The organism is Enterobacter cloacae complex sp. P18RS, assembly GCF_014982105.1.
Taxonomy (GTDB): domain Bacteria; phylum Pseudomonadota; class Gammaproteobacteria; order Enterobacterales; family Enterobacteriaceae; genus Enterobacter; species Enterobacter hormaechei_C.
This window is the reverse complement of record NZ_JADCKV010000006.1, coordinates 188,589-207,604: the sequence shown is the minus strand read 5'-3', so window position 1 is coordinate 207,604 and position 19,016 is coordinate 188,589. Positions and strand designations below refer to the sequence as shown.

15 protein-coding genes are annotated in these 19,016 nt (G+C 53.0%); 4 read left to right on the top strand and 11 right to left on the bottom strand.

Features of this window, described 5'->3' with window-relative positions:
• Positions 1-82: 82 nt before the first annotated feature.
• The 6 genes from ihfB to INF61_RS03290 all read right to left on the bottom strand — a co-directional run bounded on the left by ihfB (position 83) and on the right by INF61_RS03290 (position 6,490).
• Positions 83-370, bottom strand: a complete 288-nt coding sequence (gene ihfB / locus INF61_RS03315; RefSeq protein WP_003858233.1) for an integration host factor subunit beta — start codon at positions 368-370, stop codon at positions 83-85.
• A 170-nt stretch (positions 371-540) separates the two neighbouring features.
• A complete protein-coding gene (gene rpsA, locus INF61_RS03310; protein ID WP_003858235.1) occupies positions 541-2,214 on the bottom strand; it encodes a 30S ribosomal protein S1 in 1,674 nt (557 codons plus the stop codon).
• 111 nt (positions 2,215-2,325) lie between these two features.
• Complete coding sequence (gene cmk, locus INF61_RS03305; RefSeq protein WP_015570968.1) at positions 2,326-3,009, bottom strand: (d)CMP kinase; 684 nt, start codon at positions 3,007-3,009, stop codon at positions 2,326-2,328.
• A gap of 185 nt (positions 3,010-3,194) precedes the next feature.
• Complete coding sequence (gene aroA, locus INF61_RS03300; RefSeq protein WP_032103946.1) at positions 3,195-4,478, bottom strand: 3-phosphoshikimate 1-carboxyvinyltransferase; 1,284 nt, start codon at positions 4,476-4,478, stop codon at positions 3,195-3,197.
• 68 nt (positions 4,479-4,546) lie between these two features.
• Positions 4,547-5,635 carry a 3-phosphoserine/phosphohydroxythreonine transaminase gene (gene serC / locus INF61_RS03295; RefSeq protein ID WP_017384829.1) on the bottom strand — a complete coding sequence of 363 codons (1,089 nt, stop codon included), beginning with the start codon at positions 5,633-5,635 and terminating at the stop codon, positions 4,547-4,549.
• A 162-nt stretch (positions 5,636-5,797) separates the two neighbouring features.
• The gene (locus tag INF61_RS03290) at positions 5,798-6,490 is read right to left on the bottom strand and encodes a DUF421 domain-containing protein (RefSeq protein WP_193547518.1); all 693 of its coding nucleotides are present in this window, start codon (positions 6,488-6,490) and stop codon (positions 5,798-5,800) included.
• Between the two features lie 127 nt (positions 6,491-6,617).
• On the opposite strand from INF61_RS03290, the gene ycaO reads away from it, so the two are divergent.
• The 4 genes from ycaO (at position 6,618) to pflA (ending at position 12,921) form a co-directional block, all read left to right on the top strand.
• Positions 6,618-8,378, top strand: a complete 1,761-nt coding sequence (gene ycaO, locus INF61_RS03285; protein WP_015570974.1) for a 30S ribosomal protein S12 methylthiotransferase accessory factor YcaO — start codon at positions 6,618-6,620, stop codon at positions 8,376-8,378.
• Positions 8,379-8,785: 407 nt separating this feature from the next.
• Entirely contained in the window at positions 8,786-9,643 is an 858-nt protein-coding gene (gene focA, locus INF61_RS03280; protein ID WP_017384832.1) for a formate transporter FocA, read from the top strand.
• A 51-nt stretch (positions 9,644-9,694) separates the two neighbouring features.
• Positions 9,695-11,977: a formate C-acetyltransferase gene (pflB, locus tag INF61_RS03275; RefSeq protein WP_015570975.1), complete on the top strand. Its 2,283-nt coding sequence runs from the start codon at positions 9,695-9,697 to the stop codon at positions 11,975-11,977.
• Between the two features lie 203 nt (positions 11,978-12,180).
• Entirely contained in the window at positions 12,181-12,921 is a 741-nt protein-coding gene (gene pflA, locus INF61_RS03270; protein ID WP_003858250.1) for a pyruvate formate lyase 1-activating protein, read from the top strand.
• 36 nt (positions 12,922-12,957) lie between these two features.
• Here pflA and INF61_RS03265 read toward each other — a convergent pair whose 3' ends face one another.
• The 5 genes from INF61_RS03265 to dmsA all read right to left on the bottom strand — a co-directional run bounded on the left by INF61_RS03265 (position 12,958) and on the right by dmsA (position 18,963).
• Complete coding sequence (locus INF61_RS03265) at positions 12,958-13,479, bottom strand: anti-virulence regulator CigR family protein (protein ID WP_193547517.1); 522 nt, start codon at positions 13,477-13,479, stop codon at positions 12,958-12,960.
• Positions 13,480-13,602: 123 nt separating this feature from the next.
• The gene (locus tag INF61_RS03260) at positions 13,603-14,751 is read right to left on the bottom strand and encodes an MFS transporter (protein ID WP_003858254.1); all 1,149 of its coding nucleotides are present in this window, start codon (positions 14,749-14,751) and stop codon (positions 13,603-13,605) included.
• Positions 14,752-15,025: 274 nt separating this feature from the next.
• On the bottom strand, positions 15,026-15,889 hold the full coding sequence (locus tag INF61_RS03255; RefSeq protein WP_017693703.1) for a dimethyl sulfoxide reductase anchor subunit family protein: 864 nt from the start codon (positions 15,887-15,889) through the stop codon (positions 15,026-15,028).
• A 1-nt stretch (position 15,890) separates the two neighbouring features.
• The gene (locus INF61_RS03250; RefSeq protein ID WP_017384835.1) at positions 15,891-16,508 is read right to left on the bottom strand and encodes a DMSO/selenate family reductase complex B subunit; all 618 of its coding nucleotides are present in this window, start codon (positions 16,506-16,508) and stop codon (positions 15,891-15,893) included.
• Between the two features lie 10 nt (positions 16,509-16,518).
• Complete coding sequence (dmsA, locus tag INF61_RS03245; RefSeq protein WP_033486286.1) at positions 16,519-18,963, bottom strand: dimethylsulfoxide reductase subunit A; 2,445 nt, start codon at positions 18,961-18,963, stop codon at positions 16,519-16,521.
• Positions 18,964-19,016: the final 53 nt, after the last annotated feature.

Genomic DNA, 19,016 nt, shown 5'->3' with positions numbered 1-19,016 from the left:
TATTCAGAAATGCAGGGGCGGGATACAAAAAAAGCACCCTAAGGTGCTTTCTTTAAACTCAGTTTAACCCTGATGATTAAACTCAGTTACCGTAAATATTGGCGCGATCGCGCAGTTCTTTACCCGGCTTAAAGTGCGGAACATACTTTCCTTCCAGCTCCACTTTATCGCCAGTCTTCGGGTTACGCCCGGTACGTGGTGCACGATAGTGCAGAGAAAAACTACCGAAACCGCGGATTTCAATGCGCTCGCCCTGGGCAAGAGTGGTAGCCATATGCTCCAGCATCTCTTTAACGGCATCTTCCACAGCCTTGGCAGGGATATGCGGTTGCTGACTGGCAAGTCTTTCAATCAATTCTGACTTGGTCATGATTCCTCCGGTTCCTTTCAAACCCATTAGCTGAACAGCTTATTAAACAAGGGCGGCCGTAGCCGCCCTTTGTTATTGATTACAGGACGAATCCTGCAATCTGTCAAGTCTGCTCTCCATCCTTCGCGCTGTAAATGCGTTACAGCTCAAATGATGGTGCGAACCTGAACTTACTCGCCTTTAGCTGCTTTGAAAGCTTCAGCCATTGCGTTGTTAGAGAAGTTTGCATCTTCCTGTTTGTTCACAGTTGCGATTGCATCTTTCTCATCAGCTTCGTCTTTAGCACGAACAGACAGGCTGATTGCACGGTTCTTACGGTCAACACCGGTGAACTTAGCTTCAACGTCGTCACCAACGCTCAGAACCAGAGTTGCATCTTCAACGCGGTCACGTGAAGCTTCGGAAGCGCGCAGGTAACCTTCAACGCCGTCAGCCAGTTCTACGGTTGCGCCTTTAGCGTCAACAGCAGTCACTTTACCGTTTACGATTGCGCCTTTCTTGTTCAGTGCAACCCAGTTGTTGAACGGATCTTCTGCGAGCTGTTTAACGCCCAGGGAGATACGCTCACGCTCTGCGTCAACTTGCAGAACAACTGCTGCGATTTCGTCGCCTTTTTTGTATTCACGAACTGCTTCTTCGCCTGCAACGTTCCAGGAGATGTCAGACAGGTGAACCAGGCCATCGATGCCGCCGTCCAGGCCGATGAAGATACCGAAGTCAGTGATAGACTTGATTTTACCTTCAACACGGTCGCCCTTGTTGTGGGTTTCCGCGAACTGCTGCCATGGGTTGTTTTTGCACTGCTTCAGGCCCAGGGAGATACGACGACGTTCTTCGTCGATATCCAGAACCATCACTTCCACTACATCACCAACGTTAACAACTTTGGATGGGTGGATGTTTTTGTTGGTCCAGTCCATTTCGGAAACGTGCACCAGACCTTCAACGCCTTCTTCGATTTCAACGAAGCAGCCGTAGTCAGTCAGGTTGGTAACGCGACCAGTCAGTTTAGTACCTTCTGGGTAACGCTTAGCGATAGCTACCCATGGATCTTCGCCCAGCTGTTTCAGGCCGAGGGATACACGAGTACGCTCGCGGTCGAACTTCAGCACTTTAACAGTGATTTCGTCGCCCACGTTCACGATTTCGCTTGGGTGCTTAACGCGTTTCCACGCCATGTCGGTGATGTGCAGCAGGCCATCAACGCCGCCCAGGTCAACGAATGCGCCGTAGTCAGTGAGGTTCTTAACGATACCTTTGACTTCCATGCCTTCCTGCAGGTTTTCCAGCAGCTGATCGCGTTCTGCGCTGTTTTCGGATTCGATAACGGCACGACGGGAAACAACAACGTTGTTACGCTTCTGGTCCAGCTTGATTACTTTGAACTCAAGCTCTTTGCCTTCGAGGTGCAGGGTGTCACGGACTGGACGAACGTCTACCAGAGAACCTGGCAGGAACGCACGAATACCATTCAGCTCAACAGTGAAGCCACCTTTAACTTTGCCGTTGATAACACCGACCACAGTTTCAGCTTCTTCGTAAGCTTTTTCCAGCGTGATCCATGCTTCGTGACGTTTAGCTTTCTCACGAGACAGCAGGGTTTCGCCGAAGCCGTCTTCTACTGCGTCCAGAGCAACGTCAACTTCGTCACCAACCTGGATTTCCAGCTCGCCCTGGGCGTTTTTGAACTGCTCAGCCGGGATGGCAGACTCAGATTTCAGACCGGCGTCAACCAGTACAACGTCTTTGTCGATAGCAACAACAACGCCACGAACGATGGAACCCGGACGGGTTTCGATTTCTTTTAAGGATTCTTCAAACAGTTGAGCAAAAGATTCAGTCATGTTTAATCTTCAGGTTAATATTAACGTCCACCTGGCTCCGTGCCGGATGGGGTTGTTTCACATACCCGCCGTCAATCCATTGCAGCGGGGGTACTGCTAAATCGGTCGCGATTACGCGAGTGCCAGTTTTTGGCGCGCATATTGTAGCGCTTTTTCAATCACTTGCTCAATAGTTAAACTGGTTGAATCCAGCACTAATGCGTCTTGCGCGGGAACAAGTGGTGCGACGGCGCGGTTACGATCGCGGTCATCGCGCTCTTTTATCTCGGATAAAAGGCGATCAAAGTTAACACTAAACCCCTTTTCCTGCAACTGAAGCATGCGGCGTTGAGCACGTTCTTCTGAAGAGGCGTCAAGGAAAATTTTCACTGGCGCATCGGGGAATACCACGGTTCCCATGTCGCGGCCGTCGGCGATCAGCCCCGGCGCTTCACGGAAACCGCGCTGGCGACGTAACAGCGCTTCACGAACGCGTGGGAAAGCCGCCACCTGAGAGGCCGCATTGGCCACTTCCTGGGTACGGATTTCACCGCTGACGTCTTCCCCTTCCAGGATCACTTCAAGGTTGCCATCGGTCGAGACAAAACGCACATCCAGATGCGCAGCCAGCGGTACCAGCGCTTCTTCAGACGCAACATCCACATGATGATGCAGCGCAGCCAGCGCCAGCACGCGATAGATTGCTCCCGAATCTAAAAGATGCCATTGCAATGCTTCCGCCATCGCTTTGCACAGAGTACCTTTCCCTGCGCCACTTGGCCCATCAATGGTGATTACCGGGGCAATTGCCGTCATCTTTTTCTCCTTAATTAAGGCATACCGTTTACATGAACGCCGCGCATTATACGCGCCAACGTGCGCAACTGTTACCTTTGCGTGCAAATTACGGAATGATTGAAGCAGAGTGTAGAAGAAATGAAAGAGGATGAGTGTCAGAAAGCGTAAGGAAATGCCGCATCAGGTGATGCGGCATACGATCATCAGGCCAGGGTGCTAATGCGCGCCAGCTGTTCGAAGTAGTCCGGGAACGTTTTTGCCGTACACTTCGGATCAAGGATAGTGACTGGCGTATCTGACAACGCCACCAGCGAGAAACACATCGCCATGCGGTGATCGTTGTAGGTGCCAATTTCTGCAAATTGCAGTTTTGCCGGCGGCGTGACGCGAATGTAGTCTTCGCCCTCTTCTACCTCGGCCCCCACTTTACGCAGCTCGGTTGCCATCGCGAACAGGCGGTCCGTCTCTTTCACACGCCAGTTGTAAATGTTTCGCAGCGTGGTGGTGCCTTTCGCAAACAGCGCAGCGGTGGCAATGGTCATCGCCGCATCCGGAATATGGTTCATATCCATATCGATGGCGTTCAGCTCACCGTGGGTGCAGGAGATGAAGTCATCGCCCCAGGTCACCACCGCGCCCATTTTTTCCAGCACGTCAGCAAAACGGATATCGCCCTGCACGCTGTTGCGGCCAATGCCCGTCACTTTAACCGTACCGCCTTTAATCGCACCTGCGGCAAGGAAATAGGAGGCGGATGAAGCATCGCCTTCAACCAGGTAGTGGCCCGGGGACTGATACTGCTGCCCACCGCGAACCACGAAACGCTGATAAGACTGGTTTTCCACCTCAACACCAAAGGTGTTCATCAGGTGCAGGGTGATATCAATGTACGGCTTAGAAACCAGGTCGCCTTTAATGCTGATGACGGTGTCCTGTGGTGCCAGCGGTGCGGTCATCAGCAGCGCGGTCAGGAACTGGCTGGAAACGCTACCGTCAACCTCAACATTGCCGCCAGTGAATCCCCCGCGCAGACGCAGGGGCGGGTAATTTTCCTGCTCAAGATAATCAATCTGCGCGCCGCCCTGACGCAGGGCATCCACCAGATGGCCGATCGGACGCTCTTTCATTCGCGGCTCACCGGTCAGCACAATATCGTTACTCCCCAGACACAGCGCAGCGGCCAGAGGACGCATCGCGGTACCGGCGTTACCCAGGAAAAGCTCCAGCGCTTCAGCAGAATGTAACGCGCCGCCGTTACCGGTGACTTCACAACGGGTACGATCGTCAGACAGCGCGTACTGAACGCCCAACGCTTTCAGTGCATTGAGCATATGGCGCACGTCATCGCTGTCCAGCAGATTAGTGAGGACGGTGGTGCCGTTTGCCAGAGCTGCCAGCAGCAGAGCGCGGTTCGAGACACTTTTTGAACCAGGCAGATTAATGGTGCCATCTACCCGCGCGATAGGTTGTAACGTCAGGGATTCCATGAAACTCAACTCTCAACTCAACATAATAAAAACCCCGCAGGAACGCTGCGGGGGTGAAAAACAGCCAATTAACCGTGACGACGTTCGAAGTCGATCATGAAATCAGTCAGGGCCTTAACGCCTTCCAGCGGCATGGCGTTATAGATAGAGGCGCGCATTCCGCCTACCACACGGTGGCCTTTCAGCGCATGCAGACCCGCCGCGAAGGACTCTTCCAGGAACACGTTATCCAGGTTGCTGTCCGCCAGCTGGAACGGCACGTTCATGCGCGAACGGTTAGTTTTGGCGACATCGTTACGGTAGAAATCGCTCTTGTCGATCACGCCGTACAGCAGTTCAGCCTTTTGCTGATTGATCTTATCCATCTGCGCCACACCGCCTTTTTGCTTCAGCCATTTGAAGACCAGGCCGGAGAGATACCAGGCAAACGTTGGTGGGGTGTTGAACATGGAATCGTTGTCGTTCAGGACGGTGTAATCCAGAATTGACGGGCAAGACTTATGGGCTTTCCCCAGCAGGTCTTCACGCACAATAACGATAGTCAGACCCGCAGGACCGATGTTTTTCTGGGCACCCGCGTAGATGACGCCGTAGCGGCTGACATCCAGCGGGGTGGACAGAATGGTTGAAGAGAGATCCGCCGTCACAATGACATTTTCGCCAAAGTCTGGCTCTTCGTGAATGGCAATACCGTCGATGGTTTCGTTCGGGCAGTAGTGAAGATACGCGGCGTTGTCAGAAAGCTGCCACTCACTCATCGGCTTCACGGCGCGCAGACCGTCAACGGTCACTTTGGCATCGATGACATTCGGCGTGCAATATTTGTGCGCTTCTTTTACCGCACTGGCCGCCCAGTAGCCGGCATCAACGTAATCAGCGGTGGTTTTGTCGCCCAGCAGATTGAGCGGGATACCCGCAAACTGGCCGCGTCCACCGCCGTGACAGAACAATACTTTGTAGTTCGAGGGAATGTTCAGCAGATCGCGAAAATCCTTTTCTGCTTCTTCCGCCACCTGAATAAACGCTTTACCCCGGTGGCTGACTTCCATCACCGACGTACCCAGACCGTTCCAGTCACACAGCTCCTGTTGAGCCTGTTTGAGCACGTCTGCCGGTAACATTGCCGGACCTGAACTGAAATTAAAGACTTGAGCCATTTCCCCTCACCACGCTAAAAGCCATAAGTTATAACTGTGGATATCGGTTTTATCATTCAGTGACACGCGCCGCAATGTCTAAAACTGATGGCCGAAGAAATGTGCCCCTCGTCACACAATACAATCTGCCGTACCGTTGTCACAAAACCGACAAAATCGCTGTCAGGTGTTACGTTTAGCCCGGCTAACCTTCGTCCATTCTGGATTCGTACAGCGGGGGCATAATTGATGATCGCCCGCCTGCATAACCACCACATGACTACATTTTATGCAGGCGTACTCGCCCGCTTCAGGTACAGTTTTGTATCGCTCGATGAGCATATCCGGCAGGATGCACAGGCCGGGCTTCACCTCATCGTCGGAATAGTAATAGACGCTGATTTGACCATTCGTTTCCATAATCGCCAGACGCACCTGCCCCAGTTGCTCAACGCTGCTCAAACGGAGTTCCATAAAGAACTCAAACTCCGTCATATTGGCGCTTTGCACATTCTCCCAGGCCAGTTGACCATCTTCGATAATCACCACCGGCTTCCCTTCGAGCAGATCTTCCAGTTTCTCACTTTTCGACATCAGCCACATGACCAGCCGGTACAGCAGTGCAAGCGTCACGAAGACGATAAAGACCGGCACCATCGGCACATCGTCATAAAAGGCAACGTCCCCTGCCGCCGACCCCAGCGTCAGGATTATCAGCACTTCAAACAGCGACATCTGCCGCACGCCGCGACGTCCGGTGATTTTCAGAAACAGGAAAACGAGTACAAAGGTGTACAGGCTGCGCAGCGCTACTTCGCCTAAAAACTCAGGAGGGACTTTATCAAACGCCATCCGCTGGAGATCGAAAGCTTTCATTTTTTTATGCCTTAACAGTAGGTTACTGCTTATAAGCATAGTCCAGCCATTTATTTTCGCCGGAGATAGCACCCGTCACGCAAAACCCGTATCATTGCGCGCTTTACGTACGATAAAAGTGAACGCCATGACTCAAACGTTTATCCCCGGCAAAGACGCCGCTCTGGAAGATTCCATCGCTCGCTTCCAGCAGAAACTGACCGACCTGGGCTTTAATATCGAAGAAGCCTCCTGGCTGAATCCGGTGCCTCACGTCTGGTCCGTGCATATTCGCGATAAAGACTGTGCGCTGTGCTTTACCAACGGTAAAGGCGCGACCAAAAAAGCGGCGCTGGCCTCTGCGCTGGGTGAGTATTTTGAGCGTCTGTCCACCAACTACTTCTTCGCCGACTTCTGGCTGGGCGAAACCATTGCCAACGGTCCGTTCGTTCACTATCCGAACGAAAAATGGTTCCCGCTGACCGAAAACGATGAACTGCCGGAGGGCATTCTCGATGCCCGCCTGCGCGCGTTCTACGATCCGGAAAACGAACTGACCGGCAGCATGTTGATCGACCTGCAATCCGGCAATGAGGATCGTGGGATCTGCGCCCTGCCGTTCACCCGTCAGTCTGACGAGCAGACCGTTTATATCCCGATGAACATCGTCGGCAACCTGTATGTGTCTAACGGCATGTCTGCCGGTAATACCCGCAACGAAGCGCGCGTGCAGGGATTGTCTGAAGTTTTCGAGCGTCATATCAAAAACCGCATTATTGCTGAATCCATCAGCCTGCCGGAGATCCCGGCTGACGTGCTGGCGCGCTACCCGGGCGTGGTGGAATCCATCGCCAAACTGGAAGCAGAAGGTTTCCCAATCTTTGCTTATGACGGCTCTCTGGGCGGCAAATATCCGGTTATCTGCGTGGTACTGTTCAACCCGGCAAATGGCACCTGTTTCGCCTCCTTCGGCGCGCACCCGGACTTCGGCGTGGCGTTGGAGCGTACCGTAACCGAACTGCTGCAAGGTCGTAGCCTGAAAGATCTCGATGTCTTTACTCCGCCAACCTTTGATGACGAAGAAGTCGCCGAGCACACCAACCTCGAAACTCACTTCATCGACTCCAGCGGTTTGATCTCCTGGGATATGTTCAAACAGGACGCGGACTATCCGTTCGTGGACTGGAGCTTTGCCGGTACGACGGAAGAAGAATTCGCCACCCTGATGGCGATCTTCAACGCGGAAGATCAGGAAGTTTACATTGCCGACTATGAACACCTCGGTGTTTACGCGTGCCGTATTATTGTGCCAGGTATGTCGGACATTTATCCGGCAGAAGATCTGTGGCTGGCGAACAACAGCATGGGCGCGCATCTGCGTGAAACCCTGCTGGCCCTGCCAGGCAGCGAGTGGGATAAAGAAGATTATCTGAACCTGATCGCCCAGCTGGACGAAGAAGGACACGATGATTTCACCCGCGTGCGCGAACTGCTGGGTCTGGCGACCGGAAAAGATAACGGCTGGTACACCCTGCGCATCGGCGAGCTGAAAGCGATGCTGGCGCTGGCGGGCGGCGATCTGGATCAGGCTTTGGCCTGGACCGAGTGGACGATGGAGTTTAACCAGTCCGTCTTCTCCGCCGAGCGCACTAACTATTACCGTTGCCTGCAAACGCTGCTCCTGCTTTCTCAGGAAGACGACCGCGAGCCATTGCAGTATCTGAACGCCTTTGTACGTATGTACGGTGCGGATGCCGTTGAAGCTGCCAGCGCGGCGTTGAGCGGTGAAGAACCATTCTACGGCCTGCAAGCGGTTGACAACGATCTGAAAGCCTTCCCGGCGCATCAGTCACTGCTGAATGCGTATGAAAAATTGCAGAAGGCAAAAGCCGCTTACTGGTCAAAATAAGCGCATATAACATTAATGGCTGTAGGCGTATTCAATCGCCTGAGCTATATTACGGGGCAATTTCATTGCCCCCTTTTTTTTTATTTTTCCGCAATGACGTTTAATTGTAATAATTAAGTTAACCACGGGTAAATATAAAAACGCTTACCTGAGCTTTACTGTTACTAATTATAATAAATACTCCATTTTAATTAACTGTTCCACGGGAGGCTGAAGGAAAAAATTCAACTCTTTTCATAACTTTTAAAATTTATTTTTATACGGATAATCAAATACTTACTCCGCTTTTGCTGTAAAACCATACACACTGCGGGCCTATAAGCCAGGCGAGATATGATCTATATCAATTTCTCTTCTATAATGCTTTGTTAGTATCTCGTCGCCGACTTAATAAAGAGAGAGTTAGTGTGAAAGCTGACAACCCTTTTGATCTATTACTCCCCGCTGCGATGGCGAAAGTTGCCGAAGAAGCGGGTGTCTACAAAGCCACGAAACATCCGATGACGACGTTCTTTCTGGCCATTACGGCTGGGGTGTTCATCTCCATCGCTTTCGTCTTCTATATCACAGCCACCACCGGCACTGCCGGGATGCCTTTCGGCATAGCGAAATTGATTGGTGGTATTTGCTTCTCACTGGGCCTGATTCTCTGCGTCATCTGCGGCGCCGACCTCTTCACCTCAACGGTGCTGATTGTGGTGGCAAAAGCCAGCGGAAGAATTACCTGGGGTCAACTGGGGCGCAACTGGCTCAACGTTTACGTTGGCAACCTGATTGGCTGTCTGCTCTTTGTTCTGTTGATGTGGCTCTCTGGCGAGTATATGACCGCCAACGGCGGCTGGGGGCTTAACGTCCTGCAAACCGCCGACCACAAAATGCACCATACATTTATCGAAGCTGTTGCTCTCGGCATCCTCGCAAACCTGATGGTCTGCCTGGCGGTCTGGATGAGCTACTCTGGTCGTAGCCTGATGGATAAAGCCATGATTATGGTTCTGCCGGTTGCGATGTTTGTTGCCAGCGGCTTTGAGCACAGTATTGCGAATATGTTCATGATCCCGATGGGTATTGTTATCCGCAACTTTGCAAGCCCGGAGTTCTGGACTGCTGTAGGTTCAACCCCGGAAAGTTTTTCACACCTGACTATTATGAACTTCATTACTGATAACCTGATCCCCGTCACTATCGGGAACATTATCGGTGGGGGTCTGTTAGTTGGGTTGACATACTGGGTCATTTACCTGCGTGGCGGCGATCATCATTAATGGTTGTCTCAGGCAGTAAATAAAAAATCCACTTAAGAAGGTAGGTGTTACATGTCCGAGCTTAATGAAAAGTTAGCCACAGCCTGGGAAGGTTTTACGAAAGGTGACTGGCAGAATGAAGTCAACGTCCGTGACTTCATTCAGAAAAACTATACCCCGTATGAAGGTGACGAATCCTTCCTGGCTGGTGCAACTGACGCAACCACCAAGCTGTGGGACAGCGTAATGGAAGGCGTTAAACTGGAAAACCGCACTCACGCGCCAGTTGATTTTGACACCTCCGTTGCTTCTACCATCACTTCTCACGATGCTGGCTACATCAACAAAGCCCTTGAGAAAATCGTTGGTCTGCAAACTGAAGCACCACTGAAACGCGCAATCATCCCGTTCGGTGGTATCAAAATGGTTGAAGGTTCCTGCAAAGCGTATAACCGCGAGCTGGACCCAATGCTGAAAAAAATCTTCACCGAATACCGTAAAACCCATAACCAGGGCGTATTCGATGTTTACACCAAAGACATTCTGAACTGCCGTAAATCTGGCGTTCTGACCGGTCTGCCAGATGCCTATGGCCGTGGCCGTATCATCGGTGACTACCGTCGCGTTGCGCTGTACGGTATCGACTTCCTGATGAAAGACAAATACGCACAGTTCGTCTCTCTCCAGTCTGACCTGGAAAACGGCGTAAACCTGGAAGCGACTATCCGTCTGCGTGAAGAGATTGCTGAACAGCACCGTGCGCTGGGTCAGATCAAAGAGATGGCGGCTAAATACGGCTGCGATATCTCTGGTCCTGCAACCAACGCTCAGGAAGCTATCCAGTGGACCTACTTCGGCTACCTGGCCGCTGTTAAGTCTCAGAACGGTGCAGCAATGTCCTTCGGCCGCGTATCCACCTTCCTGGATGCGTACATCGAACGTGACCTGAAAGCAGGCAAAATCACCGAACAAGACGCTCAGGAAATGATTGACCACCTGGTCATGAAACTGCGTATGGTTCGCTTCCTGCGTACCCCAGAATATGATGAGCTGTTCTCTGGTGACCCAATCTGGGCAACCGAATCTATCGGCGGTATGGGCGTAGACGGCCGTACTCTGGTAACCAAAAACAGCTTCCGCTTCCTGAACACCCTGTACACCATGGGTCCTTCTCCGGAGCCGAACATCACCGTTCTGTGGTCTGAAAAACTGCCTCTGAACTTCAAGAAATTCGCCGCTAAAGTGTCCATCGACACCTCTTCTCTGCAATACGAGAACGATGACCTGATGCGTCCTGACTTCAACAACGATGACTACGCTATCGCTTGCTGCGTAAGTCCAATGGTTGTTGGTAAGCAAATGCAGTTCTTCGGTGCGCGTGCAAACCTGGCGAAAACCATGCTGTACGCAATCAACGGCGGCGTTGATGAAAAACTGAAAATGCAGGTTGGTCCTAAGTCTGAACCGATCAAAGGCGACGTGCTGAACTATGACGAAGTCATGGAGCGCATGGACCACTTCATGGACTGGCTGGCTAAACAGTACGTGACCGCGCTGAACGTTATCCACTACATGCACGACAAGTACAGCTACGAAGCCTCTCTGATGGCGCTGCACGACCGTGACGTCGTTCGCACCATGGCGTGTGGTATCGCAGGTCTGTCCGTTGCTGCTGACTCCCTGTCTGCAATCAAATATGCGAAAGTTAAACCAATTCGTGACGAAGATGGTCTGGCTATCGACTTCGAAATCGAAGGCGAATATCCGCAGTTTGGTAACAACGACGCTCGCGTTGATGACATGGCGGTTGACCTGGTAGAACGTTTCATGAAGAAAATTCAGAAACTCACTACCTATCGTAACGCTATCCCGACTCAGTCTGTTCTGACCATCACCTCTAACGTTGTGTATGGTAAGAAAACCGGTAACACCCCAGACGGTCGTCGTGCTGGCGCGCCATTCGGCCCAGGTGCTAACCCAATGCACGGTCGTGACCAGAAAGGTGCGGTTGCCTCTCTGACCTCCGTTGCTAAACTGCCGTTTGCTTACGCGAAAGATGGTATCTCTTACACCTTCTCTATCGTGCCAAACGCGCTGGGTAAAGACGACGAAGTGCGTAAAACTAACCTGGCGGGTCTGATGGATGGTTACTTCCACCACGAAGCGTCCATCGAAGGTGGTCAGCACCTGAACGTGAACGTGATGAACCGTGAAATGCTGCTCGACGCGATGGAACACCCTGAGAAATATCCTCAGCTGACCATCCGCGTATCTGGCTACGCAGTACGTTTTAACTCCCTGACGAAAGAACAGCAGCAGGACGTTATTACCCGTACTTTCACTCAGTCCATGTAAGTGGAATTGACTGAAATCACGCGTTAAAAAGCGTACAATAAAGGCTCCACGCAAGTGGGGCCTTTTTAACACCCTCGCTTTATCAGTCTCTTTTGTCCGCTATCTATACTTAATGGATAACAGCCAAAACAGACTCGACATAGCCTTTGAGCTGTGCATCTACATAGGCCCCCGGATGGGCCAAATTCGGAGATATCACCGCAATGTCAATTATTGGTCGCATTCACTCCTTTGAATCCTGTGGCACCGTCGATGGCCCGGGGATCCGCTTTATCACTTTCTTCCAGGGCTGCCTGATGCGCTGCCTGTACTGCCATAACCGTGACACCTGGGACACCCATGGCGGTAAAGAAGTCACCGTTGAGGATCTGATGAAAGAGGTGGTGACCTATCGCCACTTCATGAACGCGTCCGGCGGTGGCGTGACGGCATCCGGCGGTGAAGCCATTCTTCAGGCTGAATTTGTGCGCGACTGGTTCCGCGCCTGCCACAAAGAAGGCATTCATACCTGCCTCGACACCAACGGCTTTGTGCGCCGTTACGATCCGGTTATTGATGAACTGCTTGAAGTGACCGATCTGGTGATGCTCGATCTCAAGCAGATGAACGATGAGATCCACCAGAATCTGGTTGGCGTTTCAAACCACCGTACGCTGGAATTTGCCAAATACATTGCCAATAAAGGCGTCAAGACCTGGATCCGCTACGTGGTGGTGCCGGGCTGGTCAGATGATGATGACTCTGCACATCGTCTGGGTGAATTTACCCGGGATATGGGTAACGTGGAGAAAATTGAACTCCTGCCCTATCACGAGCTGGGTAAACATAAATGGGTGGCGATGGGTGAAGAGTACAAACTCGATGGCGTGAAGCCGCCGAAAAAAGAGACGATGGAGCGCGTCAAAGGTATTCTTGAGCAGTATGGCCACAAGGTCATGTATTAACGAAAAGGCCCGGTGAAAACCGGGCCTTTTTATATTCTATTTAAAGACGCCGTTAATAACGGAAGTCACAATCGCCGTACTCAGCGCAATTAAGACCAGGTCGTCACCTACCACGCGCCATTCATAGCCCGGATAGGAAGGAAGCTGACCCAGCATATCGGCTGGCACGGTTTTCTTCGCAATGCCCGGAGGCAGTGGCTTACCGCGCGCCAGGTTTTTCGCAATTCCCGGAGGCAGAGAGTCGTAGCCTGTTAAGCCGTAATTCAGTGCCAGATGGCGGGCATGATCGAAGCTCACGCGAGCATCCAAATCATTACCGACATCTTTGCTGTTTTTAAAGCTCTTATCCGATTTCCCAGGGTTATCCTGACCGTTATTGTGTTTATTACCATGGTTACCAGCGTTCCCGTTACCATGATTGCCGCTATTACCTTGTCCGCCACCGTTTCCGTGACCACCGCCATTCCCGTTTCCTGGATTAGCCATGGCCGGAGCCGTTGCAAACGTTAAAGCCAACACAGCGGCAAGTGCGGTAGTGGAAAAACGACGAGTAGACATGATGGCTGCCTTTTAGTGGGAGAACTCATTGGAATTATCGCCAGACAGTAAAAACTCACAATAAGTAAAAGTCTTATATGTGACAGGGACAAAAAAGCCTGTCATCGACAGGCTTTTAATAAGTCAGGCATGGGCCACTGGCGTTGGATGTTCGCCCACTTTGCGCAGCAGCATTAACAGATAAATAAACGACACGCTGGCGATCATGATAAACAGCAGATTGTCAGAATAATTTTGCATGAGCATAGCGGTAAAAGTCGGCCCCAGTAAACTGCCGATGGTGTAACTCAGCAACAAAGCCTGGTTCATTGCAACCAACTGGTGATGCTCAACTTTCTCACAGGCCCAGGCCATCGCGACCGGATAGAGCGTAAAGCCCGCAGCTCCCAGAATGAACAGCGCAGGCGCCATTGCGGCGTTGCTGAGCATGGCGAGACAGCCCATGATGACCACGAAAACCTGGACGCGCAGCACCAGCAGACGACCAAAGCGGTCCGCCAGGCGGCCAATCGGCCACTGCCCGACAATCCCCGCGCTGACCATCACCGCCATCCAGAAACCGATCCCGGAATCACTGACGCCCTGATGGTTAAGATAGAGCGGCATCAGGCCATAGAGCGAGCCCAGCACAATCCCGGAAATAATGCAGCCGTTAACCCCCAGACGCGCCTGGCGCAGTCTCAGCATCGGCCAGACGTGGGTAGCTTCCTGATGCTCGCTGTTTTGATTCACAATGCGGGTAAAGAGCAGCGGCAGGATCGCCGCCAGAACCATGCCCGTCACCCACGGCAGCACGCTCATCAGGTCGGTTGGCAGTTTGCTGACCATCAGCTGTCCCAGAACGGTACCGACGTAGTAAACCATCATATAGGCCGCCAGCAGACGCCCGCGATTACGGGACGTTCCGCTGCACATTAGCGCACTTTCAACCACCACCCAGATCATGGCGCAGCCGACGCCCGCAATAAAGCGCCAGACCATCCAACTCCAGAAGCCGACCATGAGGCCTAAACCGGCGCAGCCGACGGCAAAGATCAGCGACGCCAGATAATAACTGCGGTTAAAACCAAAGCGCTTAATAAGGCTGCCCGTTAATAAGGTGCCCAGCAGATTGCCCGTAAAAAAGGACGAGCTAACCATACCCACCTGCCAGGTCGGTAAGTTTTCATGGGCGAGCCATAGCGGGACGAGTGTGTTTAACACCGCGATCGCCAGGGTCAGCAAAAGCAGGCCACAGAGCAACAAAAGCACCGGGCGGGTATAGGTGGTCATGGATTAAAAACCGTGAGGAAGTTCAGATTTCGTGCACATCATGCCACTGGCAAAAACAAAGTCAATCCACCGATTCAGGCGTCACGCACGTTATACGCCTTGTCGATTTAAAAAACTCATCCTGCTAATGCAAAGCCTGTTACTGATATTAATTATCTATTTGTTTTTATTTATTTCCGGGAATTTTTACAACGAAACATCAGTCGAAAAATTTCATGAATGAAAAAAGAAAAGCCGGGCACTATGTCCCGGCTTTTTATAACAAAATCTAAAATTAGCTGGCGATAGCCATACCGACCGTCATATGCAGACCGTAAAATACGCCGCGACCAATTAACTCCCCTGCCAGCACCAGCACAAAGGCCAGGGACAGTAACGGCAGCGCAGGCGAGTAACCTTTAAGCTGAGGGGCAATCCAGCACACCAGCGCCGCCGTCAGCAGCACCACACGCCAGGCCATCAGCGAACCGTAATCCGGCACCAGCGCCGAAGCCTGCTGAATAGAGCTGTGAATGGTCGCCAGCTCCGCTCCCTGCATGAGCGCGACAACGGTACTGATTACCAGCGCCAGCAGCGAGACCGCGGGCAGCAGGCGCATCGCCCAACCATTAATGCCAGCCACACGCAGCAGCAGATAACCCAGCAGCGGCCCGCCAATAAACATGGTCAGGAAGAAGCTCATCGGCGTCCAGACGCTGTACCAGGTCGGAACGGTATCGATGGTGTTATACACCCGGACCATCATCCAGACGAAGACAACGCCCAGTACCATGGTGACGATGAGCCACAACGCGCGTAACCCTGACGGCAGCTTTTTCACCGCTGCCAGTAACCACCCCAGCCCGCCAACGGCAAAGAAGATTGCCCCGCTGGCAATCTCGTTACTCAGCGAAGAGGCACCTACGCGGTTCAGGGAGTTGAACGCGCGCATCGGTGAGCCCAGGTGCAGCGTAGAGGCGATAAACCCAATGCCCATCAACACCCACAGGCCAAACATGCTTAACACCAAACGCTGCTGCTGTTCAGCATTGAGGTTCCCTTTTAACAGCGCCAGCGCAAGGACGATAAACCCGCCCGCCACGCACTGCCCAAAGACCGTGAAGATCATTAGCGGCCATTCATGCCATCCACTTCCCATCTCACACCTCCTTCGGGTTTGCCAGGTAGCCGGTGGTGTCACCCGTCGGACGGCTGTTGGCGTTAGGTTTAATCACAATACTCGGCTTCGTGAAGTGCGCAGACGGCAGCGGCGCGACGGCAGCAAGCTGACCGTGTTTTTTGCGCAGCTCTTCAATCGGGCCAAAGTCCAGCGCGCGCAGCGGGCAGGATTCGACGCAGATGGGCTTTTTGCCGTCCGCCACGCGGCTGTGGCAGCCGTCGCACTTGGTCATGTGGCCTTTGGCGGCATTGTACTGCGGCGCGCCGTACGGGCAGGCCATGTGGCAGTAGCGACAGCCGATGCAGACATCCTCGTCCACCACCACAAAACCGTCGTCGCGCTTGTGCATTGCCCCGCTCGGGCAGACCTTGGTGCAGGCCGGATCTTCGCAGTGGTTGCAGGCAATCGACAGGTAATAGGCGAAGACATCCTGATGCCAGACGCCGTTGTCCTCCTGCCAGTCGCCGCCCGCGTATTCATAAATACGACGGAAGCTAACGTCCGGGGTCAGATCTTTGTAATCCTTGCAGGCCAGCTCGCAGGTTTTGCACCCGGTGCAGCGGCTGGAATCAATAAAAAATCCATACTGGGTTGTCATCGGTTACTCCTTACGCCTTTTCAACCTGAACGAGGTTTGTGTGGGATGGGTTGCCCTTCGCCAGCGGCGACGGACGCTGCGTAGTGAGAACGTTGATGCAGCCCGCCTGATCGATACGGTTCGCATCCGGGTTATACCAGGCCCCTTCCCCCAGCGCGACAACGCCAGGCATCATACGCGGAGTCACTTTAGCTTCGATATGCACTTCGCCACGTCCGTTGAAGATACGTACGCGATCGCCATTACTGATGCCGCGCGCTTTCGCATCCATCGGGTTGATCCACATCTCCTGTCGGCAGGCCGCTTTCAGTACGTCAACGTTGCCGTAGGTGGAGTGAACACGCGCTTTGTAGTGGAAACCGGTCAACTGAAGCGGGAATTTCGCCGTCAGCGGATCGTTGTAGTTTTCGAAGCCTGGCGTATAAATCGGCAGCGGATCGATTACGTCCCCTTCCGGCAATTCCCACGTTGCGGCAATTTTTGCCAGCTCTTCGGAGTAGATCTCGATTTTGCCCGACGGCGTGGTCAGCGGATTGGCCTGCGGATCGTCGCGGAAGGCTTTATACGCCACGTGATGCCCTTCGGGATCGCGCTGCTTGTACATGCCCTGCTTGCGGAAGATATCGAAGTCCGGCAGGTCAGGAATGGCTTTGCGTGAGAGCTCATGCAGATGGCGCATCCACCCTTCCTGAGTACGTCCTTCAGTGAACTGCTGCTCAACGCCAAGACGTTTCGCCAGCTCGGAAGTCATCTCATAGATGGTTTTGCACTCGAAGCGCGGTTTGATGGCCTGGTCAGTGAAGATCACATAGGACATGTTGCCGCAGGAGGCGTCCAGCGCGAAATCCATCTGCTCAGACGCAGTGCAGTCTGGGAGCAGAATATCGGCATACTTCGCCGATGAGGTCATGTGGCAGTCGATCACCACAATCATTTCGCACTTCTTGTCGTCCTGCAAAATTTCATGGGTGCGGTTGATTTCAGAGTGCTGGTTGATCAGGCAGTTACCGGCGTAGTTCCAGATCATTTTGATCGGCACGTCCAGCTTATCTTTGCCTCGAACACCGTCACGCAGCGCGGTCATTTCCGGACCGCGCTCGATCGCGTCCGTCCACATAAACATGGAGATGCTGGTCTGAACCGGGTTATCCAGCGTTGGCATACGTTCAAACGGGACTTCATACGAGCCTTCACGCGCCCCGCTATTACCGCCGTGAATACCAACGTTGCCAGTCAGAATCGAGAGCATAGAAATAGCGCGGGTGGCAATTTCGCCGTTCGCGTGACGCTGTGGTCCCCATCCCTGGCTGATATAAGCCGGTTTTGCTGAACCAATTTCACGGGCCAGCTGAACAATACGCTCGACTGGAATGCCGGTAATGGTGGATGCCCACTCAGGGGTTTTCGCTACCCCGTCGCTGCCCTGACCAAGAATGTACGCTTTGTAATGCCCGTTAGCCGGTGCGCTGGCTGGCAGGGTCTTCTCGTCATAACCAACGCAGTATTTATCAAGGAACGGCTGATCGACGAGGTTTTCAGTGATCATCACATACGCCAGCGCATTGACCAGCGCCGCATCGGTACCAGGGCGAATAGGGATCCACTCGTCTTCACGTCCCGCGCCGGTATCGGTATAGCGCGGATCGACGATGATCATACGTGCGTTGGATTTGGCGCGCGCCTGCTCAAGATAATAGGTTACCCCACCGCCGCTCATCCGGGTTTCGCCTGGGTTGTTACCGAACAACACCACCAGTTTACTGTTTTCGATATCCGACGGGCTGTTACCGTCTGCCCAGCCGCCGTAGGTGTAGTTCAGACCCGCAGCAATCTGTGCGGAAGAGTAGTCGCCGTAATGATTGAGATAGCCGCCGCAGCAGTTCATCAGGCGCGCCACCAGCGTTTTACCCGGCGGCCAGGAGCGGGTCATGGTACCGCCCAGCGTCCCGGTGCCGTAGTTGAGGTAGATGGATTCGTTGCCATACTCTTTGATCAGGCGCTGCATGTTAGTCGCGATAATATCGTAGGCTTCGTCCCAGCTAATACGCTCGAACTTCCCTTCCCCACGCTTACCGACGCGCTTCATTGGGTATTTCAGACGATCCGGGTTATAAACGCGACGGCGCATTGAACGGCCACGCAGACAGGCACGAACCTGATGTAACCCTTCGTAGTTATCATCGCCGGTATTGTCTGTTTCGACATATTTGATTTCACCGTCCACAACATGCATACGCAGAGGACAACGGCTACCACAGTTAACGGTACAGGCACTCCACACCACTTTTTCCGGGGCTGAAGCGGGAGACAGAGCCTCCGCCGCCGACGCCAGACGGGTAAAAGGGAGCGTAAAGGCGCTGCTGGCAACCGCCAGACCGCCTATTGCCGTGGTTTTCATCAACCCACGGCGAGTGACCTCGGCAGCCATTAACGCTTCAGGCGCTTTGATTTTCATAAAGACTCACTTTGGTTGCTCACAAAGAAATAAAGGGCGGCATACACCGCTAT

Coding starts and splice junctions, on each gene's coding strand:
- ycaO (WP_015570974.1), top strand. CDS start 6,618: ATGACTCAAACGTTTATCCCCGGCAAAGACGCCGCTCTGGAAGATTCC.
- rpsA (WP_003858235.1), bottom strand. CDS start 2,214: ATGACTGAATCTTTTGCTCAACTGTTTGAAGAATCCTTAAAAGAAATC.
- pflA (WP_003858250.1), top strand. CDS start 12,181: ATGTCAATTATTGGTCGCATTCACTCCTTTGAATCCTGTGGCACCGTC.
- INF61_RS03265 (WP_193547517.1), bottom strand. CDS start 13,479: ATGTCTACTCGTCGTTTTTCCACTACCGCACTTGCCGCTGTGTTGGCT.
- INF61_RS03260 (WP_003858254.1), bottom strand. CDS start 14,751: ATGACCACCTATACCCGCCCGGTGCTTTTGTTGCTCTGTGGCCTGCTT.
- serC (WP_017384829.1), bottom strand. CDS start 5,635: ATGGCTCAAGTCTTTAATTTCAGTTCAGGTCCGGCAATGTTACCGGCA.
- INF61_RS03290 (WP_193547518.1), bottom strand. CDS start 6,490: ATGAAAGCTTTCGATCTCCAGCGGATGGCGTTTGATAAAGTCCCTCCT.
- INF61_RS03255 (WP_017693703.1), bottom strand. CDS start 15,889: ATGGGAAGTGGATGGCATGAATGGCCGCTAATGATCTTCACGGTCTTT.
- cmk (WP_015570968.1), bottom strand. CDS start 3,009: ATGACGGCAATTGCCCCGGTAATCACCATTGATGGGCCAAGTGGCGCA.
- INF61_RS03250 (WP_017384835.1), bottom strand. CDS start 16,508: ATGACAACCCAGTATGGATTTTTTATTGATTCCAGCCGCTGCACCGGG.
- ihfB (WP_003858233.1), bottom strand. CDS start 370: ATGACCAAGTCAGAATTGATTGAAAGACTTGCCAGTCAGCAACCGCAT.
- aroA (WP_032103946.1), bottom strand. CDS start 4,478: ATGGAATCCCTGACGTTACAACCTATCGCGCGGGTAGATGGCACCATT.
- dmsA (WP_033486286.1), bottom strand. CDS start 18,963: ATGAAAATCAAAGCGCCTGAAGCGTTAATGGCTGCCGAGGTCACTCGC.
- pflB (WP_015570975.1), top strand. CDS start 9,695: ATGTCCGAGCTTAATGAAAAGTTAGCCACAGCCTGGGAAGGTTTTACG.